Here is an 18405-nt window from a genome sequence, read left to right as displayed (position 1 = left end):
AGGGCAGCAGCACAACCTTCGCCGCCGCCCGTATCCTTTTACTTCTCGAATTCGCCGCGTGCGTTTTGGCCCGCAGCCTTAACAAAACCTGCAAACAATGGATGTCCATCGCGAGGAGTCGAGGTGAATTCTGGGTGGAACTGAGCCGCTACAAACCATGGGTGAGCTGGGTTCTCAATCATTTCCACTAACTTCTTGTCCGCAGATAGACCTGATACTTTTAGGCCTGCTTTTTCGATTTGCGGACGAAGCACGTTATTCACTTCGTAACGGTGACGGTGACGTTCATGGATCGTCGCGCTACCGTACAGTTCACGAGCTTTAGTCCCTTTCTCTAGGTGACACAACTGTGAACCAAGACGCATCGTACCGCCTAGGTCAGACTTTTCAGTACGCTCTTCTACGCTACCTGATTCGTCTACCCACTCTGTGATCAAACCTACCACAGGGTACTTAGTCTCTTTGTTAAATTCTGTTGAATGTGCACCTTCCATACCCGCAACGTTACGCGCGTATTCGATTAGTGCAACTTGCATACCCAAACAAATACCTAGGTAAGGCACGTTATTTTCACGTGCATATTGAGCCGCACGGATCTTGCCTTCAATACCACGATCGCCGAAGCCACCTGGTACTAGGATCGCGTCCAAACCTTCTAGAAGTTCAACGCCTTTTGTTTCGATATCTTGTGAGTCTACATACTTAATTGTGACGCTTAGACGGTTTTTCAAGCCAGCGTGTTTAAGCGCTTCGTTCACAGATTTGTATGCATCTGGTAATTCAATGTATTTACCAACCATACCGATGGTTACTTCACCAGTAGGATTTGCTTCTTCGTAAATAACCTGTTCCCACTCAGAAAGGTCAGCTTCAGGAGCTGTGATGCCAAAGCGAGCACACACAAGGTCATCTAGACCTTGAGATTTAATCAACTGAGGGATCTTGTAGATAGAGTCTACATCCTTCATTGAAATTACTGCTTTTTCTGGAACATTACAGAACAGTGCGATTTTTTTACGCTCATTCGCAGGAATAACGCGATCGCTACGGCAAACTAGGATATCTGGCTGAATACCGATAGATAGAAGTTCTTTTACAGAGTGTTGCGTCGGCTTAGTTTTCACTTCGCCCGCTGCCGCTAGGTAAGGAACAAGTGTTAGGTGCATGAACATTGCGCGCTCACGGCCTAGCTCAACAGCTAGCTGACGAATCGCTTCCATAAATGGTAGTGATTCGATATCACCAACAGTACCGCCAACTTCAACGATAGCCACATCATGGCCTTCAGAACCTGCAATAACGCGATCTTTGATTGCGTTAGTGATATGAGGGATAACTTGAATAGTTGCGCCTAGGTAGTCACCACGACGTTCTTTACGAAGTACGTCGGCATAAACACGACCTGCAGTGAAGTTGTTACGCTTGGTCATCTTGGTACGGATGAAACGCTCGTAGTGACCAAGGTCAAGGTCAGTCTCTGCGCCATCTTCTGTAACGAACACTTCACCGTGCTGAGTAGGGCTCATTGTGCCCGGGTCAACGTTGATGTAAGGGTCAAGCTTCATCATAGTCACTTTAAGACCACGAGCTTCTAGAATAGCCGCAAGAGATGCTGCTGCAATACCTTTACCTAGAGAGGATACAACCCCGCCAGTAACAAAAATGTAATTTGTCGTCATGTTTAACCTGAAATTGGTTGAATGAGGGAAATGGAGTGCTTCTGGACGGGAGATAAATATACCAGAAGCTCCTTACCGCCACAACGTGAAATCTATCACACCGTAATTTTTTATTTTTTGCTTCAAATCAAAGTGAGCAAAGACAAACCAAAGTCCGTTTTCGTGTAACCAAACAAGCTGACCTTATATTATGTATTCTGCCAGTTTACCTCTGCCTCGATTCTTCTTGTTTTACTTCATCCCAAAAATGGTCAAGTTCTGATAAAGAACAATCTGTAAGTACTTTGCCTGACTGCTGGACCTTACCTTCAACTTGTTTAAAACGTCGCGCAAACTTTACGTTTGCTTTTCCTAGCGCGACTTCTGGGTTTTTATCAAGGTGGCGAGCCAAATTGACAGTCGCAAATAGCAAATCACCGAGCTCCAACTCAACTTTCTCTTCATCGGGCTGAACTTGCAGTGCCTCTTCCATGACTTCGTCAATTTCTTCTCGTACTTTATCGACAACCGGGCCAAGTGAATCCCAATCAAACCCAAGTTTTGCACATTTTTTCTGAATTTTTGTAGCACGAGAAAGTGCCGGTAAAGAGTTTGGTATTGAGTCTAGGATACTTTCTTCCGCTTTGCCTACTAGGGCTTTTTCTTTTGCTTTTTCCGCTTCCCAGTTCGCGTTAATTTCCTCGTCAGATTCAAACTCAACATCTGAAAAAACATGCGGGTGGCGACGAGTCAGTTTTTCGTTCACGGTTTCAACGACATCCGAAAAGTCAAACAGCTCTTGCTCTTTCGCTAGCTGACTGTAAAAAATCACCTGAAACAACAAATCCCCTAGCTCTTCTTTTAGATTGGGCCAATCTCGATTTTGAATCGCGTCCACCACTTCGTAGGTTTCTTCTATAGTATGCGGAACGATGGTGTCAAAGGTTTGTTTTAAGTCCCAAGGGCAACCGTTTTCTGGGTCACGCAGCTTCGCCATGATTTGTTCTAACTGTTCAATTGGATGACTCATTTTTTGTTCCTTTAAACCTTTCTATTAAAGAAAAAGGTGAGCAGCCAAAACCACTCACCTTCTACATTATATTTTCTCAGCAGCTTTCACTAAGTAATTGTTACTTTGACAAGGCAACAAATTTTCGCGACTCCTGAGCATAGCCTACTATGTGATGCCCTTGAGCCGGCACGTCGGAATAAGTGCAGCTAACGCAGATAAAAAGCCAAATATGACGCAAGTGTAACTCTGTAAATAGTTGAAGTTGTAGCTAGGCGACAAACAAACGAGACTCCATCACATGGTTCACCATGTGATGGAGCGAGTGCGTGCAGTCAACAACGCTACAACGATAACTATGACGAGAGTTTTAGCCGAGGCGTTTCACCGTCATGACATCCTTGATCTGTTCCACACGCTTCGAAACCCGCGAAAGCACCTCAATATTGGTGACTTCTAGGTCAAAGTCCATGATGGCAAGTTGACGTCTGTAGTCGACTCGGTTCTTCATACTGGTCACTTTGATCTTTTCGTTGGCGAACAGTGTCGTAATGTCTTTGAGTAGACCACCTCGCTCCATCGCTTCAACACGCACGGTGAGGATGTATGACCCCACAAAGCCGCTGCCCCAGACTGTATCGATGATGCGCTCTGGCGCATGATGGCGCAGTTCTTCTAGCTGTTCACAGTCACTACGGTGTACTGAAATCCCACGACCTTGCGTTATGTAACCAGAGATATCGTCACCTGGAATTGGCTGACAGCAACGTGCTAGATGTGTCATTAGGTTATCGACGCCTTCTACTACAACTGCGTCTTTTTTCGGTCGGCTTTGCGCGGGTGATTTATGCTCAGCTTCTTGCAGTTTTTCCAGTGCTTGCTGATCTTCTTCCTCTGCCGTTGGCTTGTTAACTAACGCGTTGATATGGTTAATTATTTGGTTGATACGCAAATCACCGCTACCTACCCCAACATACAATTCATCTGGTGTTTTGACGTTAAACCGCTTGAGGGCGTAATGCTCTGCATCTTTTAACGTTGCGCCAATTTTGGCTAACTCATGCTCAAGGATTTCACGACCTGCTTCAAGGTTCTTCTCACGGCTTTGTTTTCGGAACCAGGCGTTAATTTTGGCACGCGCACGACCAGAATGAACGAAGCCTAATGATGGGTTTAACCAGTCACGTGATGGGTTAGGTTCTTTCTGAGTGATAATCTCGACTTGGTCACCCATATGTAATTTATGCGTGAATGGCACAATACGACCTCCGACTTTGGCACCGATACAACGGTGTCCCACTTCGGAGTGAATGTGATAGGCAAAATCTAGCGGCGTTGCCCCCATTGGCAAATCGACAACATCACCACGTGGTGTAAAGGCATAAACACGGTCATCAAAGACTTGGCTACGCAGCTCATCGAGCATTTCGCCAGAGTCAGACATTTCTTCTTGCCAATCCAGTAGCTTACGCAGCCACGTGATCTTCTCATCATAACCGCTTCGGCTGCTTGCCCCTTCTTTATATTTCCAGTGCGCTGCAACACCCAGTTCCGACTCTTCATGCATTTGCTTGGTACGAATCTGGATCTCGATGGTTTTGCCTTCTGGCCCTAGAATTACTGTATGGATCGATTGATAACCGTTTGGTTTAGGGTTAGCAACGTAGTCATCAAACTCGCTCGGTAGATGCTTGTATTTGGTGTGAACTACGCCTAAAGCCGCGTAACAATCTTGCAGTTTGTCTGCGATGATACGCACTGCTCGCACATCAAACAGCTCATCAAAGGCCAAACTCTTTTTCTGCATTTTTCGCCAAATGCTGTAGATGTGCTTAGGTCGACCACTCACTTCGGCATTGATGCCCGACACTTCCATTTCGTGCGTGAGGTCTTCAACAAAGTCTTTGATGTACTGTTCACGAACGATGCGTCGCTCAGAAAGCTGCTTGGCAATTTGTTTGTAAGTTTCCGGCTGTTGGTAGCGGAAAGCGTAATCTTCAATTTCCCATTTCAGCTGACCGATGCCTAATCGGTTTGCTAGCGGCGCATAGATGTTGGCACACTCTTTTGCCGCCGCACGTCGAACTTCATCAGGCGCTTTTTTAACTTCAATAAGGTTACAAATTCGCTCCGCAAGCTTGATAACCACGCAGCGGAAGTCATCCACCATGGCAAGCAGCATGCGGCGTACGTTATCTACCTGAGATGACGCTGCACTGCCTTCCATGTTGACGTTGAGTTGGCCAATAGCAGCCATTTCTTCAACGCCGTCGATTAATTTTATGATTTCTTTGCTGTATTTCTCTTCCAGAATTTCTCTGTTAAAAGCACCACTTGAAACCAAAGGAAACAGTTGAGCAGCCACTAAAGTGGCTTGATCCATAGACAAGGTGATCAAAATTTCGATCATTTCTCGTCCACGCCACAACAACAGCTCCGCTTGCTCGTTATCAGCCAATACCGTCTGGCAATCTCGATATACTTCGATTAAGCGTGAGGCTGTGTTTTTCTCTTGTCCTAGGCTAGCCACCCAGTTTTCGAGTTCAAACTGTTCATCTTGGTTTAAATGCGCGCTTCTTACCGCAACCATCTCATCATCCTAATTATTATATTCGTGTGGTTTGACTAACACCGTCCAGGTTAGTTCTTTTTACCGCGCGTACACGCTGGCTTTATGACCACCCACCACAAATAAGGGGTCAAAGTCCTAAAGTTAGGACTTTTCAAACAATGCCATCGATTCTAGATGACTGGTATGAGGGAACATATCCAGCATACCTAATTTCGTTAATTTATAGCCTTGCTCTATCAAGCTTTGACTATCCCTAGCAAGGGTAGCAGGATTACAAGAAACATAAACTACACGCTGTGCGCCAAGCTCAGAAACTTGATCGATGATCCCACTCGCTCCCGCGCGTGCTGGGTCTAATAATACTTTATCAAACCGCTCTGCGGCCCAGGCTTGGCCTTCAAAATCTTGCTCAAGGTTAGCGTGATAAAATTGCGCGTTATTGATTTGGTTCAAAGATGCATTGTTTGTGGCTTTTTCTACCATCTCTGCAACACCCTCTACTCCAACCACGTACTTAGCTAATTTCGCAACTGGTAAACTAAAGTTGCCTAAGCCACAGAACAAATCTAACACTCGGTCACTCTTTTGTGGGTCTAACCACTCAACCGCTTGTTTGACCATTTGTTGGTTTACACCTTGGTTTACTTGAATAAAGTTATTTGGTGCAAAAGGGATTTTCACTCCAACTTCTTGATAAAAAGGCATATCGCCTTCGATAAGGTCTAATTGTTCTGTCGATGGCATTAAGTACAACGATGCGCCATGACGTTTTGCCAACTCCGTTAGAGATTGAGCTTCACTCGTTGTCAGAGCGCTCAAGTGGCGCAGCGTAATACACGGCCCATTATCACCAAGTACCAGCTCTATATGACCCAATTGTTCAGGCTTTTTGAACGCTTTTAGCGCTGAGTAAATCTCTGGCAGCAAAACATTCAGTTCCGGTGCCAGCACTGGGCAATCGGTCACTTGCGCAATTTGCTTACTCTGCTTTTTACGGAAACCAAAATGTAGCTGACGTGTTTTTTTATCAACAAACAAGCTCACTCTCGCACGGCGACGGTAGGCCTGCGAATATCCCAATAACGGGGCATCTAGTTCAATGTCACTGCCTGAAAATTTTCGCATTAGCTGACGCAACGTTTGCTGTTTGTACGTCAATTGTTGGTCATAATCTAGATGCTGCAAATCACAGCCACCGCACTCATGATAATGTGGGCAAAATGGCTCCACACGAGCTTCACTCGGCTTAAGGATTTTAATCAACTTACCGCGAGCGTATTTGCTCTTTTCTTCCACCAATTGAGTGACCACCTCCTCACCCGGCAGTGCTCCATCAATAAACAATGGCTTCTTTTTGAGGTAAGCAATGCCTGCGCCGTGGTGATCTAAACGCTCTACTTGCACTGCTTGGTGCCGAGTATTGAGTTGGGTTTTCTTTTTCGGTTGAAAGATGCGTGCCATGCTCTATGCCTGATTTATGTGTAATTGCTCTTCGGCTTCACTATTCTTGATTGCAGCCGTTGTGTGATTCGAGTGACTTGATTATGCTTACCGTTTATTCGGTGACGTCACTTCTTTGCTCAAGGCTTTATCGTGCGCTTGAGAAATAATGCGTTATTTTCCCATATCCAGACTCCGATGTAATTAGATAACATGACCAGATATGGCTTACGAGCACGTGTAATTACACTAACTCTCGCTCCCACTCTCATTATTGGTTTATTACTGAGCGGCTTTTTCTCATTTAACCGCTACCAAGACCTTGAGAAACAAGTTATCACCACTGGTAACAGCATTATTGAGCCGCTGGCGATTGCCAGTGAAACTCATCTACTATCAGAAAGCCGAGAGGCGGTACGTCGCTTGATAAGCTACGCGCACCGTAAAAACTCCAAACTGGTTCGTAGTATCGCGGTATTTGATGAACATCATGAGCTCTTTGTAACCTCTAACTTTCATCCTAATTTTGAAGCCTTGATGTTTCCCAAAGATAAACCGATCCCGCAACTGGGTAATTCGGAAATCTACGAAAACTCACTGATATTGCGTGTCCCCATTTTGTCAGAAGGTCACTACTTAGCGGAGTTGTCGAACGAAAGCCAAGGCACAAAAGCGATTGGTTACATCGCCGTCGAGTTAGATCTATCCTCCTTGAGGCTGCAACAGTATCAAGAAGTCTTCTCTGCGTTTTTAGTTCTGGTTCTCGGTCTTGGCTTAGCAAGTGTGTTTGCTTCACGTCTAATGCACGATGTGACCCAACCTATCACCCACATGAAGAATGTCGTTGACCGCATTCGCCGTGGTCATCTGGATGTGCGTATCGAAGGCAAAATGCACGGTGAGTTAGACCAGCTAAAAAATGGCATCAACGCCATGGCGGTATCGTTATCAGAATATCACGTAGAGATGCAGCACAGTATAGACCAAGCCACGTCCGACTTACGTGAAACGCTTGAGCAGCTAGAAATTCAGAACGTTGAGCTGGATATCGCGAAGAAACGCGCGCAAGAAGCGGCCAGGGTTAAGTCAGAGTTCTTGGCGAACATGTCGCACGAGCTGCGTACTCCGCTCAATGGGGTGATTGGCTTTACTCGTCAAATGCTTAAAACGCAGCTTTCTAACAGCCAAACGGATTACCTACAGACGATTGAGAAATCGGCGAACAACTTGCTGAATATCATCAATGACATTCTCGACTTCTCGAAACTTGAAGCGGGTAAGCTGGCGCTGGAAAACATTCCTTTTGATTTCCGAGAAAGTTTAGAAGAGGTAATTAACCTACAAGCCACAAGTGCACATGAGAAAGGGTTAGAAATCACCCTAAAAGTGGACCCTAAAATTCCACCAGGTTTAGTTGGGGATCCACTACGTATCCAGCAAATTTTGACGAACTTAGTCGGTAACTCAATCAAGTTTACCGAGCGAGGCAACATTGATGTTAGCGTAGAAATGCGCTCTCAATCAGGAGACTCCGTCGAACTACAATTCATGGTGCGTGATACCGGTATTGGTATCTCTGAGCGTCAGCAAGCGCAGTTGTTCCAAGCCTTTAGCCAAGCGGATGCCAGTATTTCACGTCGTTACGGTGGTACTGGCCTTGGTCTGGTTATCACTCAGAAACTGGTGAGCCAGATGGGCGGCGAAATCAGTTTAACCAGCCGTCTACACCAAGGTTCAACCTTCTGGTTTACGGTGCGCTTGCACTCAACCGAGATGCCAATGAGCGAACTGATTGAAGTGGAACTTCTGACTGGGAAGCAGTTACTGCTGATTGAACCAAACATGCAAGCCGCATCCGTAACCCAACAGATTCTAAGTCAGGAGGGTATTTTAGTAACCTACCGCTCTTCGCTACCAAACAACGAAGAACAATATGATTATGTACTGTTGAATTTAGCGGCCAACCAGACTCACGATGCGGAAGTTATTACACCTTGGATAGAACAAGCAAAACGCATGGCTCCAAGTGTTCTCCTAGGGACACCGAGTACCGAATTGGCGCTTGCGGACCATATAATGACTGAGCATCATGTCCAGTGCCTGACCAAGCCATTGTCTCGCCGTAAATTGCTACAAAGCCTGATTAGCGAACATGTAGAATCGCCACCGGTATTAAGCGCTCCAATTACGCCAAGCGAAGGGGACCGTTTACCTCTGACTGTACTAGCAGTGGATGACAACCCTGCAAACTTGAAGCTGATCTCTGCACTGCTCCGCGAACGAGTAGAAACCGTCACCGCCTGTAGCAATGGCCAGCAAGCGGTGAACCTGGCGACAGAGAAAAAGTACGATTTAATCTTCATGGATATCCAAATGCCACAAATGGATGGGGTGACCGCTTGTAAGCACATTAAAGAGTTGGAGCTAAATAAAGACACGCCAGTGATTGCGGTAACGGCGCATGCCATGGCAGGGGAACGAGACCGCTTGCTCTCGGCAGGAATGGATGACTACTTGACCAAACCTATTGAAGAGCATGTGCTACAACAGGTTTTGGTTCACTGGAACCCCAATGCTTGTACAGAGAGCATTGGCAAAGTCGCCCCTTCATACGTTGATGAACCTGAAGGAAGCGCACCACAATCCGTTTCTTCACCTCAACAGGATGTGATTATTGATTGGCAAGCGGCCTTGAAACAGAGCGCGAATAAAGAGGATCTCGCCAAAGATATGCTGCGCATGTTGATTGAGTTCATCCCTGAAGTAGAAGCGGTTGTTGACCAAGCTCTAGAGCAAGAAGATATCTCTCGTGATGACCTAATTCATGTCATCCATAAGCTGCACGGCAGTAGTTCATATTGTGGCGTTCCAAGACTGAAGTCACTCTGTGCGACGCTTGAGCAAGCACTGCGCTCAGGGATCAGTCTTGAGGAGGTTGAGCCTGAAATGTTCGAGCTGCAAGATGAAATGATTAAAGTAACAACAACCGCAAAGTTATACCTTGAACAGTGATCTATTGAAGAGAAACAAAAGCCAGAGCAAATGCTCTGGCTTTTTAGTATTTTGTTTAAGACTTACAAGCTAGGATTCAAAAATGACCGTCGCCACAGCGTAATGACGCTCATCGGAAATGGACAGGTGAATGTGGTTAACACCCATCGCATCCGCTATTTGCTTGGCTGTGCCCGTCAATGCGAGCACTGGTTTTCCAAGCTCATCGTTCGAGATGGAAAAGTCGTGAAACGTGACCCCTTTTGCGATCCCTGTTCCCAATGCTTTTGAGGCCGCTTCTTTAACTGCAAAGCGCTTAGCAAGATAACGACCTTGCAGCTTAAGCTGTGAGAATTTGGCCATTTCTTCTTCTGAAAGAATCCGCTGAGCAAAAGGTTCACCACTACGAGCTAACGCTTTTTCAATACGCTCAATTTCTGCAATGTCGGTCCCTAACCCTATAATCGCCATCTAGATAGCCCTATGACTGGCGAGCCTCAATCATCAGTGCTTTCATGTCAGCAACCGCTTTATTTAAACCATCAAATACTGCGCGACCAATGATTGAGTGACCAATGTTGAGTTCGTAAATTTCTGGTAATGCAGCAATTGGTGCGACATTGTGATAAGTCAGGCCATGCCCGGCATTAACAATAATACCTAGGTCATGTGCATAACTCGCACCAGCAGCAATCTTCTTCAGTTCAGCTTGCTGTTCGTCTTCTGTCGTCGCATCTGCATAGTGGCCAGTATGTAGCTCAATAAACGGAGCGCCACACTTTTTCGCAGCTTCAATCTGTTGACGGTCAGCATCAATAAAGAGCGAAACTTTAATGCCGGCATCTGTCAGCTTTTTCGTCGCAGCTTTAATTTTTTCAAGCTGCCCTACAACATCTAAGCCACCTTCCGTCGTCAGTTCTTCACGCTTTTCAGGCACTAGACACACAAACTCTGGTTTAGTTTGCAGCGCAATCTCAACCATTTCGTCCGTCACTGCCATCTCTAGATTCATACGCGTTTGAATGGTTTCACGCAGAATACGTACATCACGATCCAAAATATGGCGACGGTCTTCACGTAAGTGGATAGTGATACCGTCCGCGCCTGCACGCTCTGCAATTTCAGCAGCGTGAACAGGATCTGGGTATTTTGTACCACGTGCATTACGTAGAGTGGCAATATGGTCGATATTGACGCCTAAATAAATTGAGCTCATTTTCCGTTACTCCGTGCTCTGGGGGTCTGAATGAAAAATTCACGACTTTTTAAAGGTTTGCCGCCAAGATACGGCTTTAAGGCTATACGTGTAAAGCGTTTTGCCGCTTTTAGCTGCTCTTTAGTGACGAACCGCCGCTCACTGATAGCAATCAGTTCATTCCCTAAAAACGTGAGGTTATCGCGCCTAACCGAAGCAATAAACCCTTTCTGTTCCCGGTAACGATAGGTCATTTCTGGATCGACGGGCTCGCCGGTACCTGCACAATGCAAAAAATCCACGCCATACCCCATCGCAGACAGCAAGGCTAACTCAAAACGACGCAGTGCAGGCTCAGGGTTCTCGTTGTGCGCCAACTCGGTTAACGCATGCAAATAATCATGAAATAGTGCTGGCATCGGCACTTCAGCCATCAAAATACGGCCAATCAGTTCATTGACGTACATGGCTGAGTAGAGATTAATGCCCGTTAACGGCAAACCTAGACTTATCGGCTCGGCTTGACGCAAAGTTTTCATTGAGCCTTTCCCCGACCATTTAAGTAATAGCGGGGTAAAAGGTTGCAATGCGCCTTTTAAGTTCGAACGCTTACTGCGCGCGCCTTTGGCCATTAAAGTCATTCGGCCATATTCCTCACTAAATACATCAAGGATTAAGCTCGATTCACTGTAAGGGCGTCGGTGCAATACAAAACAGCGCTGTAAACCTTCGGAAGACAGATTACTCATCTAAGTCATTGTGCCTAAAAAGTGTGAAATAAAAAATAAGGAGCCGAGCGGCTCCTTATTTTAATCGATACTGATTTTTCATCGATGTTGGAGCGAAGCACCTTCGCAGCCAAGATTATAAATCGTCTATATAACCCAACGATCGCAACGCTCGTTCGTCGTCTGCCCAGCCAGATTTCACTTTTACCCAAGTTTCTAGGTAAACCTTACGACCGAACAATTCTTCCATATCTAAACGCGCTTCGCGACCAATGGTTTTAATCTTCTCGCCGCCTTTGCCAATCACCATTTTCTTCTGGCCATTACGCTCAACAAGAATCAATGCATTGATGTGGAAACCGTCGGTTTCTGGGTTGTAATCAAAACGTTCAATCTCAACCGTTACTGAGTATGGCAGCTCTTCACCAGTAAAGCGCATCAGCTTTTCACGCACAATCTCAGACGCCATAAAACGCTGAGAACGGTCAGTCACGTATTCTTCTGGGAAGTGATGCGTTGCTTTAGGTAAGTGATTACGCACGTGCTTACGCAGTACGTCAATGTTCTTACCTTGCTTGGCAGAGATTGGCACAACATCCACGAAGTCCATCTTCTTCGACATCTCCGCCATGTGTAGCATCACGTCGTTACGATCTTGTACGTTGTCGACCTTGTTTACACAAAGCACAACTGGGAAGTTCGATTTTTGAAGTTTGGTCAGCACCATCTCATCGTCTTTAGTCCAATGCGTACCATCGACTAAGAAGAACACAAGGTTTACATCACTCAATGACGAGTTAGCTGCACGGTTCATCAAACGGTTGATCGCACGCTTTTCTTCAATGTGAAGTCCAGGCGTGTCGACGTAAATCGCTTGGTAATCGCCGTCCGTATCCACACCCATAATACGGTGGCGTGTCGTTTGCGGCTTACGAGAGGTGATCGAAATCTTCTGACCCAAAATCTTGTTCAAAAGTGTCGACTTACCTACGTTTGGACGACCAACAATAGCAATAAAGCCACAGTGTTGGTTTTCTGGCGAGCTTGGCTCACCTTGTGATGCGAAAAACGCATCGATATCGAATTCGTTATCAGCCATTTGTTAATTGCTCAAGTGCTGTTTCAGCAGCCGCTTGTTCTGCCTTGCGGCGGCTGGTGCCTTTACCGATTACAGGCTTATCCACACCTGCTACTTCACACTCAACCGTAAACTCTTGGTTGTGCGCTTCACCTTTAATATTAGTCACTGTGTACACAGGCAGCGGTTTTCTTCTGCCTTGTAGGAACTCTTGTAGGCGAGTTTTCGGATCTTTTTGTGAGACGCCAGGTTTAATGGCTTCAAGGCGTGACTGATACCAACTCAGTACAATGCCTCGCACAACTTCAAGATCACTGTCTAGGTAAATTGCGCCAATAATGGCTTCAACCGCATCGGCTAAAATAGAGTCTCGGCGAAAACCGCCACTCTTCAATTCACCTGGACCTAATTTTAAATAATCTCCTAGATCGAATTCACGACCCAGTTCCGCCAATGTATGTCCGCGAACCAAAGTAGCACGCATGCGGCTCATGTCACCTTCGTTCACTTTTGGGAAACGATGGTACAGATCATCAGCGATGACAAAACTTAAAATTGAATCGCCCAGAAACTCAAGACGTTCATTGTGCTTACTGTTGGCGCTGCGGTGCGTCAGCGCCAAATTGATAAGCCCGGCATCTTGAAACTGGTAGCCGAGCTTTCTCTCTAGTTTATCAATTGGAGAATTCATACTCTCTCGATATTTGAATGGTTAGTGAATGCCACCGATGCGGTTAAAACGCACACCAGTTGGAATCCATGAAGGTAGAACACTATCTGCGCCACGATCAAACTCGAAGCTGATCCAGATCGCGACAGCTTTACCGACTAAGTTTGCTTCTGGAACAAAGCCCCAGTAACGGCTGTCAGCACTGTTGTCACGGTTATCACCCATCACAAAATACTGACCTTGTGGTACAACCCACTCTGTCGTGCCGCTGCGTGGGAAATATTGCTCCACGCGGTTACGCACAAGAGGGTTAACCAAAATATTGTGCTCAACGTTACCCAATTTTTCATCCAGTTGGATCATTGGAATACCGTTCGAGCTAAACTGACTTTCTTCAACATTGCTCAGTTTAACTGGCTTACATGCCGATTCGCCTTGGCTTTGCACGCAAAGCTGCTTATCACTTGAATAACGCACGATATCACCAGGTAAACCAACTACACGCTTAATGTAGTCCACACTTGGTTGTGGTGGGTATTTGAATACCACGATATCACCACGCTCAGGCTTACCAGTTTCCACTAGCTGAGTACGCCATACTGGGTCTTTTAGACCGTACGCGTACTTCTCAACTAAAATGAAATCGCCAACTAGCAAGGTAGGCATCATTGAGCCTGATGGGATTTGAAATGGTTCGTAGATAAAAGAACGTAATACTAAAACGAACGCGATCACAGGAAAAATAGAGACGCTATTTTCAACCCACCAAGGCTGACGCTCTACTTTTTGCAAGGTCACTGCATCCAAACCATTAGACGTCTGAGCTTGAATCTCAGCCAGTTTTTCCTGACGCTTTTTCGCGAAAACCAGCTTTTCCAATAGCCAAACCACGCCAGTTACCAAAGTCGCAATAACCAACATCAGTGAGAATGTATTCGCCATTAAATTCCCTTATCTAAAAATACGAAAGTGAAAGAGCCGAAACCCTTTCACTTATTTTAATATCTAACGTCTTAAGACCGACAAGTGTGAGACAAAGTTCAACTTTAGTCTTTACCTACGTGAAGGATGGCTAGGAACGCTTCTTGAGGCAGCTCAACGTTACCGATCTGCTTCATGCGTTTCTTACCTTCTTTCTGTTTCTTCAGAAGTTTCTTCTTACGACTTACGTCACCGCCGTAACATTTCGCAATAACGTTCTTACGCAACTGTTTTACCGTTGAACGAGCGATAATGTGGTTACCAATTGCCGCTTGGATTGCGATATCAAACATTTGGCGAGGGATGAATTCTTTCATCTTCTCTACCAACTGACGACCGCGAGTCTGAGACTGATCTTTGTGTGTAATCATCGCCAATGCATCAACAGTATCACCGTTAAGAAGAACGTCTACACGTACCATGTTCGAAGCTTCAAAACGTTGGAAGTTGTAATCCAAAGATGCGTAACCGCGTGATGTTGATTTCAGACGGTCGAAGAAATCCAGTACCACTTCGGCCATTGGAATATCGTAAGTCACAGCGACTTGGTTACCGTGGTAAACCATATCAACTTGACTGCCTCGCTTTTCAACACACAGAGTGATTACGTTACCTAGGTACTCTGAAGGCACAAGGATATTACAACGCGCAATCGGTTCACGAATTTCTTCAATGTCATTGATCGCTGGTAGTTTTGCTGGGCTATCAACATACAGCAGATCGCCATCCGTCTTCTCAACTTCGTAAACTACCGTTGGTGCTGTGGTGATAAGATCCAAGTCGTATTCACGCTCTAGACGCTCTTGGATGATTTCCATGTGCAACATGCCAAGGAAACCACAACGGAAACCAAAGCCAAGTGCCGCAGAGTTTTCTGGCTCGTAGAATAGCGATGCGTCGTTAAGGCTTAGTTTGCCTAGTGCGTCACGGAAGTTCTCGTAATCGTCAGAAGATACAGGGAACAGACCTGCGTAAACCTGAGGTTTAACTTTCTTAAAGCCTGGTAGCGGTTTATCACAACCATTCTTCGCTAGAGTCAGCGTATCACCAACAGGGGCACCAAGAATGTCTTTGATACCACAAACAACCCAACCTACTTCACCAGTACGAAGGATATCGGTATCCACTTGTTTTGGCGTAAAGATACCAAGACGATCTACACCCCAAACTTGGCCCGTACTCATCACTTTGATCTTATCGTTCTTCTTCAGTTCGCCGTTTTTAATACGCACTAAAGAAACAACGCCAAGGTAGTTATCAAACCATGAGTCAATGATCAGCGCTTGTAGTGGCGCATCTGGATCACCTTCCGGTGCTGGAATCGCTGACACAATGTTCTCTAGAACGTCATCAACACCGATGCCTGTCTTCGCAGAACAGCGGGTTGCTTCCATTGCATCGATACCAACGATTTCTTCAATTTCTTCCGCTACACGCTCAGGATCAGCTGCAGGTAGGTCAATCTTGTTTAAGATTGGCACAACCTCTAGATCCATTTCGATCGCGGTGTAACAGTTAGCCAGTGTTTGAGCCTCAACACCTTGACCCGCATCCACAACCAATAGCGCACCTTCACAAGCCGCTAGAGAACGTGATACTTCATATGCAAAGTCAACGTGCCCCGGAGTATCGATGAAGTTCAGCTGATACGTCTCACCGTCTTTAGCGGTGTAGTTTAGCGTCACACTCTGAGATTTGATGGTGATGCCACGCTCACGTTCAAGATCCATTGAATCCAGAACCTGTGCGGCCATTTCACGATCGGTTAACCCGCCACAAACTTGGATTAGACGGTCTGATAGGGTCGACTTACCATGGTCGATGTGGGCGATAATCGAAAAGTTACGAATGTGCTTCATAGATTTAGGGTGACTAACTCTTTACAAATAGGGACAGTAAGAAACGCCATCTACTGACGGCATTTCAATCAAGTTGGCAGATTCTACCGAATTTCGTTAACGGGCGCACGTAATTTAAAGTACATACCCAAATAACCTTTAGTGGAGGGGGACAGCACTTACTGGATTGGCTCTCCAAGTACCCGAACGAGGGTAACTTGGCGCTTAGATTCATCTTCTAACGGACGAGAAACACGTTTTGCGATCCACATTCCACCAGCGGCAAACAATACCGATGCCAATATGATGATGCCTTCCCCGCCGGCTGTCAGCGGCGCTAATAGGAAGTGACCAAACATCGCACCGATAATCAAACCAAACAATGGCAGTAAATAAACCGCCATTGCTGATTTTATTAGGCTCGACTCAGGAAAACCAATCTCGACGACTTGACCTATTTTCACCGATTTATCCGTGCGCAGGTGCCAAGATAAACTCTTGTTACCAATGGCTTTAGTAACAACGCCCGTTCCACAGCTTTTCTGTGAAGAGCAACTACTGCAACTGGTCTGCTGTTCGCAACTTAAATCAATTTCGTATTGCTTGCCGCGACGATGCACGTCTGTCACGGTAGCCAACGCGGTCATCATTGTTATTTACTCTTTGTTACATTAAATGTGACAGATTGGGCTATACGCTGTGCTGTGGTCGGTGGAATGTCTCCTACAACAGAGATTTCATGTTGACCGCTCACAAAACTGTGTAGCGTTCTTCTGCCTTGGCGAACCAACTGCCCTTTTAACGAATGCTCATCTTTGTTTGCTACGTAAACAGAGAAGCTAAACAGACCATCAGAATACAGCTGGCTCTCCACCATTTGATTAGTAACGGCCATTCGATAGCGGTTGAGCTCGTTCGGCTCGAAACCCTCAGGGATCCAACCAACCTGCCAATTACTGGTCCCAATATCGCCTTTTGGCATGGTGAGAACAGCAGGTAATTGAACATCTTGCAGGCCACTCATTAACTCTGCGATTTTTGGGTTTACCGTGTAAGAAATAGTGCGATATTGTTCAAGCATCTCACCATCGCGGTCCACAAGGTCGGCACGTAACGGCAATTTACTCTTCTCATCGATCCATAGTACGTATGAATAGCGCAGACCGTCTTTAGGAACAATACGCAGCACTTGTGTTGCCACACCAGCTTCACGAGCTCTACCCACTTTTACATAGTCGTAATACAAGTTTAGCTCATCGATATTGGTGTTGAGCATAGGCATAGTCGGAGCGACCATTTTACCTGACTCGATGGTGAATGGTTCTAAACCCGTTTCGATATAACTTACTTCAGTTCCGCGACGAATCACTTCACGCACAGGGCCACTTAAGTAGACAAGATGAGCATATTGATCGTCACCATGCGTGGCATGACGATACAGCAACGGCTCAATGCTGTTCTTTTTGATAAGGATATAAGAGAGTTCGTAACTTAAATTCTTACTCGCCTCGCTCATTTGATGCAATAAAGCCTCCGCTGGCTTATCACCAGCAAAGGCTTGAGAAGACATCATACTGAACAGAGCGCAAGCGCTGATCAGAAATTTTTTCATTCAATATCCGGATTCAGATTTGCATCTTGTTGAGATGCATCACTGTTAATTCGTAACTGCAATTCGTAGTCTCGCAGCATAGCATGAACACGCTTGCGCTGCTCTTGCATATTTGCCTCGCCTACAGAACGTTCTACAGACTCACGAGTCAAACTCACTGGTTCTGCGCTGCCAGCAAACGGAACCGTCTGCAATACAGGTAATTGATCTGTTTGCGGCGACATTGAATCGCTACCACCGTACTGCTGTACACCTAAAATAACAACAAGCGATACACATGCAGCAACAGCAACTTGACCAAACTGCGTCAACCAACCTGGCAACTGACGTTTTGCTTTTTGCGGTTCTGGTTGCGACTCTTTTGGCGTATCCGCAATTGAGATAACATTTGCACTGTGCGAATCAAACGCACGGTGTGCAGGTTCATCTTCTAACGCTAACGCCACGCTTTCAGCAATATTCCACTCAGGTTTTGCTGGCGCTTCGCCTCGCATCACATCACCAATCAGGTGATAGTTCTGCCAAGCATCACGGCTCTCTTGGTCTTGCTCTAACTCTTGAATTAAAGCCTTATCGACCAATTCTCCATCCATGAGAGCTGAAAGTTTTTCTTTGTCAGCCATTATTTTCACC

15 protein-coding genes are annotated in these 18405 nt (G+C 45.9%); 1 reads left to right on the top strand and 14 read right to left on the bottom strand.

Annotated features, from left to right (window positions below):
* Positions 1-38: 38 nt before the first annotated feature.
* From R7P74_RS20140 to rlmD, 4 genes are all read right to left on the bottom strand, one after another.
* Positions 39-1679, bottom strand: a complete 1641-nt coding sequence (locus tag R7P74_RS20140) for a CTP synthase (protein WP_021034029.1) — start codon at positions 1677-1679, stop codon at positions 39-41.
* A 205-nt stretch (positions 1680-1884) separates the two neighbouring features.
* The gene (mazG, locus tag R7P74_RS20135; protein WP_042521267.1) at positions 1885-2688 is read right to left on the bottom strand and encodes a nucleoside triphosphate pyrophosphohydrolase; all 804 of its coding nucleotides are present in this window, start codon (positions 2686-2688) and stop codon (positions 1885-1887) included.
* A gap of 349 nt (positions 2689-3037) precedes the next feature.
* On the bottom strand, positions 3038-5257 hold the full coding sequence (relA, locus tag R7P74_RS20130) for a GTP diphosphokinase (RefSeq protein WP_005380915.1): 2220 nt from the start codon (positions 5255-5257) through the stop codon (positions 3038-3040).
* Between the two features lie 123 nt (positions 5258-5380).
* Positions 5381-6700 (bottom strand): 23S rRNA (uracil(1939)-C(5))-methyltransferase RlmD, encoded by a 1320-nt coding sequence (gene rlmD, locus R7P74_RS20125; protein WP_318123126.1) that lies wholly within the window; start codon positions 6698-6700, stop codon positions 5381-5383.
* Between the two features lie 192 nt (positions 6701-6892).
* Between rlmD and barA the strand changes: the two genes are divergently transcribed.
* Positions 6893-9691 carry a two-component sensor histidine kinase BarA gene (gene barA / locus R7P74_RS20120; RefSeq protein ID WP_054575401.1) on the top strand — a complete coding sequence of 933 codons (2799 nt, stop codon included), beginning with the start codon at positions 6893-6895 and terminating at the stop codon, positions 9689-9691.
* A 69-nt stretch (positions 9692-9760) separates the two neighbouring features.
* Here barA and acpS read toward each other — a convergent pair whose 3' ends face one another.
* The 10 genes from acpS to R7P74_RS20070 all read right to left on the bottom strand — a co-directional run bounded on the left by acpS (position 9761) and on the right by R7P74_RS20070 (position 18395).
* The gene (gene acpS, locus R7P74_RS20115; protein ID WP_005380927.1) at positions 9761-10141 is read right to left on the bottom strand and encodes a holo-ACP synthase; all 381 of its coding nucleotides are present in this window, start codon (positions 10139-10141) and stop codon (positions 9761-9763) included.
* A 10-nt stretch (positions 10142-10151) separates the two neighbouring features.
* Positions 10152-10886 carry a pyridoxine 5'-phosphate synthase gene (gene pdxJ, locus R7P74_RS20110; RefSeq protein ID WP_005384579.1) on the bottom strand — a complete coding sequence of 245 codons (735 nt, stop codon included), beginning with the start codon at positions 10884-10886 and terminating at the stop codon, positions 10152-10154.
* A complete protein-coding gene (recO, locus tag R7P74_RS20105; protein WP_005384578.1) occupies positions 10883-11614 on the bottom strand; it encodes a DNA repair protein RecO in 732 nt (243 codons plus the stop codon). Before recO ends, pdxJ begins: the two co-directional genes overlap by 4 nt.
* A 115-nt stretch (positions 11615-11729) precedes the next feature.
* Positions 11730-12692 carry a GTPase Era gene (gene era / locus R7P74_RS20100; protein ID WP_005380931.1) on the bottom strand — a complete coding sequence of 321 codons (963 nt, stop codon included), beginning with the start codon at positions 12690-12692 and terminating at the stop codon, positions 11730-11732.
* The gene (gene rnc / locus R7P74_RS20095; RefSeq protein WP_005380932.1) at positions 12685-13362 is read right to left on the bottom strand and encodes a ribonuclease III; all 678 of its coding nucleotides are present in this window, start codon (positions 13360-13362) and stop codon (positions 12685-12687) included. The genes era and rnc overlap by 8 nt, the downstream gene beginning before the upstream one ends.
* Positions 13363-13383: 21 nt before the next feature.
* Positions 13384-14283 carry a signal peptidase I gene (gene lepB, locus R7P74_RS20090; protein WP_005380933.1) on the bottom strand — a complete coding sequence of 300 codons (900 nt, stop codon included), beginning with the start codon at positions 14281-14283 and terminating at the stop codon, positions 13384-13386.
* A 104-nt stretch (positions 14284-14387) separates the two neighbouring features.
* Positions 14388-16181, bottom strand: coding sequence for a translation elongation factor 4 (gene lepA, locus R7P74_RS20085; RefSeq protein ID WP_005384577.1), 1794 nt, complete (start codon positions 16179-16181; stop codon positions 14388-14390).
* Between the two features lie 158 nt (positions 16182-16339).
* Positions 16340-16810: a SoxR reducing system RseC family protein gene (locus R7P74_RS20080; RefSeq protein WP_005384575.1), complete on the bottom strand. Its 471-nt coding sequence runs from the start codon at positions 16808-16810 to the stop codon at positions 16340-16342.
* A 2-nt stretch (positions 16811-16812) separates the two neighbouring features.
* A complete protein-coding gene (gene rseB, locus R7P74_RS20075) occupies positions 16813-17772 on the bottom strand; it encodes a sigma-E factor regulatory protein RseB (RefSeq protein ID WP_005380941.1) in 960 nt (319 codons plus the stop codon).
* Positions 17769-18395: a sigma-E factor negative regulatory protein gene (locus R7P74_RS20070; protein ID WP_005380944.1), complete on the bottom strand. Its 627-nt coding sequence runs from the start codon at positions 18393-18395 to the stop codon at positions 17769-17771. Before R7P74_RS20070 ends, rseB begins: the two co-directional genes overlap by 4 nt.
* Positions 18396-18405: the final 10 nt, after the last annotated feature.

The organism is Vibrio sp. 2033, from assembly GCF_033339735.1.
The sequence above is the reverse complement of the archived record's forward strand: the minus strand, read 5'-3'. Positions and strand labels throughout refer to the sequence as shown.